The sequence below is a fragment of the Gimesia chilikensis genome, from assembly GCF_007744075.1.
Lineage (GTDB): Bacteria > Planctomycetota > Planctomycetia > Planctomycetales > Planctomycetaceae > Gimesia > Gimesia chilikensis_A.
The window spans coordinates 4,151,995-4,154,827 of sequence record NZ_CP036266.1 but is presented as its reverse complement, the minus strand read 5'-3'; the positions used below and the strand labels follow the sequence as shown (position 1 = coordinate 4,154,827).

2 protein-coding genes are annotated in these 2,833 nt (G+C 50.3%); both read right to left on the bottom strand.

The window, feature by feature from the left end:
• Window positions 1-193 precede the first annotated feature (193 nt).
• Window positions 194-895 (bottom strand): DUF1080 domain-containing protein, encoded by a 702-nt coding sequence (locus tag HG66A1_RS15765; protein WP_145185804.1) that lies wholly within the window; start codon window positions 893-895, stop codon window positions 194-196.
• Window positions 896-1,041: 146 nt separating this feature from the next.
• Entirely contained in the window at window positions 1,042-2,808 is a 1,767-nt protein-coding gene (locus HG66A1_RS15760) for an arylsulfatase (RefSeq protein WP_145185802.1), read from the bottom strand.
• Window positions 2,809-2,833 lie beyond the last annotated feature (25 nt).

Sequence of the window (2,833 nt, the reverse complement as noted above, 5' to 3'; positions counted from 1 at the left end):
TTAAACCAGTCCAGTTACAAACAGTCCCGACAGGCCCCCGGAAACCCAAGGTTTCCGGGGGCTGTTTTTAATGGGAGTAAAGTCTGATAGAAGATGCCGTAAACAGAGGTACTATTTTTGACTGGGTACACTAAAACAGCCACCTGAGTTCCTACCCAGATGGCTGTTCTGAAATATCAATTGTTCTTATGAACTATTTCAGTTCTTTGATTTTGATGTTTTTCCAACTGACTTGCTTGCCGACTTTTTCAGGATGGTTACCAACACCATGTACCTGCAGGGCGATAAAGCCTTCAGAAGTGAGACCATCTTTGAGATCTGCAGCAGGGACGCCGTTGATCCAGGTTTTGATAGAATCTCCTTTGCAGACGATGCGGTAGTGATTCCATTCATTCTGCTTGAAGGCTTTCTGTGCTGCCTTGTTATCAGCCAGGTTATTTAACCAGCCACGACGTGCTTCGTCATAAATTCCGCCTGACCAGGCGCGATCGGAGGGATCGATTTCTACCTGATAGCCGTGTACACGACCGGCGGGAATTTTTTTCTTCTTCTCTTTGCCGTCTTCACCTTTGTAGACGATAGTTCTGTCATCGTCATGGACATTGCTGCGAATCTGGATTCCCGAGTTCAGCAGCGGATCCACTTTGAAATCGACTTCGAGTTCAAAGTCACCATAATTTCTATCGGTACACAGAAAACTATTGGGGGTTTTAGGGACCGAAGTGCCGACGATCGTGCCATCGACGACTTCATATTTGGCCGTCCCACCTTTTTGGACCCAGCCGTCAAGAGTTTTACCATCAAACAGTGGTTTGAAGCCCTTGTCTTCAGCATAGGTTGTGATATTCATCAGGAGTGCGAGGCAAAACGCTGTGAGTGTCAGTTGAACTTTCATAGTTTATCCATCAGGTAAAGTGTTTTAAAAATAGCCAGAAAACGGTTGTCAGGCAGCATTATGACTGGGAGAACGGGATGATTCCAGTCATAAAACAGAGTTTCCTTCCGCGTCCGAGTCAATCGGCGTCGATAGATCAGACTCTGTTAATCGATGCGGTTTAGAATCAGCAGACGAAAGTCCATCACCTGCTTGCCGGGGATCTCAAGCGCCCGCAGGGTCAACTCATCAGTCCCTTTCGGAAGCTGGATGTTCCCCAGGACCAGTGGCTGAAAATCCTTGACCAGGGACTCTGATCGTTGCGCCCGGTCCTGTTCTGCACCAACGAGAGGAGGATCGTGCGCTTCAGTTATCTTGCCTGTCAGGTGACTGTCTTTGAAACTCAGTTCGACGGTCGAACCGATATCAGCTGTAGGGCAGGTATAATAGAGTATCGCCTCGTAGGTGCCTGCCTGAACCACTTCTGCATCCCAGGTGATGCTGTCTTGTGGGCTGGTCCAGTTATAGAAGAAGCTGCAGTTGGGATGCCGGGACGAACGTTTGATCTCACCGTGAGAAATGGCATCACGGGCAGGCAGTTGAGTCGATTTCGCGCCGCCGTAACCAATCAGGAAAGGGCGGCTATCTTTGGGGTAGCCCTGGGGCCAGACTGACTTTTTCCAGTCTTTGACTGCCTGTTTGAGCTTCTGAGTAACTTCAGGCCGTTCACCGGCGATATCTTTCCGCTGGCCGGGATCCTGAGTCATGTCATAGAGTTGTCCTTTCTCAGAGAGCCGATACTGATCGGTACGAACACTGACTCGCTGACGCAGGCTGGAGAAGATCATCCGGTTCGGCCAGGAATTGGCGTCCCCCATGATCAATGGTTTGAGGCTCACGCCGTCAATCGGCTTTGGTTCGGGACGTTTAATCCCAGCCAGATCGGTCAAGGTCGGCAGAAGATCAATCGCACCTGCAACCTGGTTCACCTGACGTCCTGCGGGGATATGTCCGGTCCAGCGGATCACAAACGGAGAGCGCACACCGCCTTCATCAAGTGAACCTTTCTTGCCTTTCATGTCCCCGTTCCAGCGAAAACCGTTGGGGCCATTATCGGAGAAGTAGAGCACGATGGTCTCATCTTCGATTCCGAGTTGATTCAGTTTCTTCAAGACACGTCCGACGTTCCAGTCCACGTTTTCACACATGGCCAGCGCAGCGCGGAGATGATCTGACTGCTCTTTCTCCGGGTCGCGATGATGCATCTTCAGCTTTTTATCTGAGAAACGATCCCAGTATTCGTCAGGGACCTGCATAGGGGAGTGAGGAGTACAGTAAGGCAGATAGGTAAAGAACGGCTTGTCGCGTTTCACCTGCTGATCGATGAACGCAATCGCTTTGCTGGTGAGGTCATCGGTAATGTATCCCTCACCTTTCACAAACGTACCATTGTGATCGAGCATGGGGCTGAAGTAGTGTCCCCAGTGTCCTGAAGTGAATCCGTAATACTCATCAAAGCCTTTGGCATTGGGATGATTCGGATATTGAGTGCCGTTATGCCATTTGCCAAAAGCGCCGGTCGCATAGCCGGCTGCCTTGAACGCCTGGGCCACCGTAAATTCATCGGAATTGAAGCGTTCTTCCCCTTTGGACACCCCGGTCGTTCCGGTGCGGGCATGGTAACGCCCGGTGAGAAAGGCGGCTCGTGTGGGAGCACAGACGGCGCCTACATAAAAGTGATTAAACCGCACCCCCTCTTTTACCAGCGAATCAATATTCGGAGTATGCAGATTTGTGTTGCCATTATGGCTGACATCTCCCCAGCCCTGGTCATCTGCCAGGAAGACAACAATATTAGGATGTTTCTGATCGTTTGCCAGAAGGTTACCGGTCAGCAGGCAGACCAGTAAACCGAGTGTAAGAATTGGTTTCATATTAGTTGCTCTTGAATAAGGAACG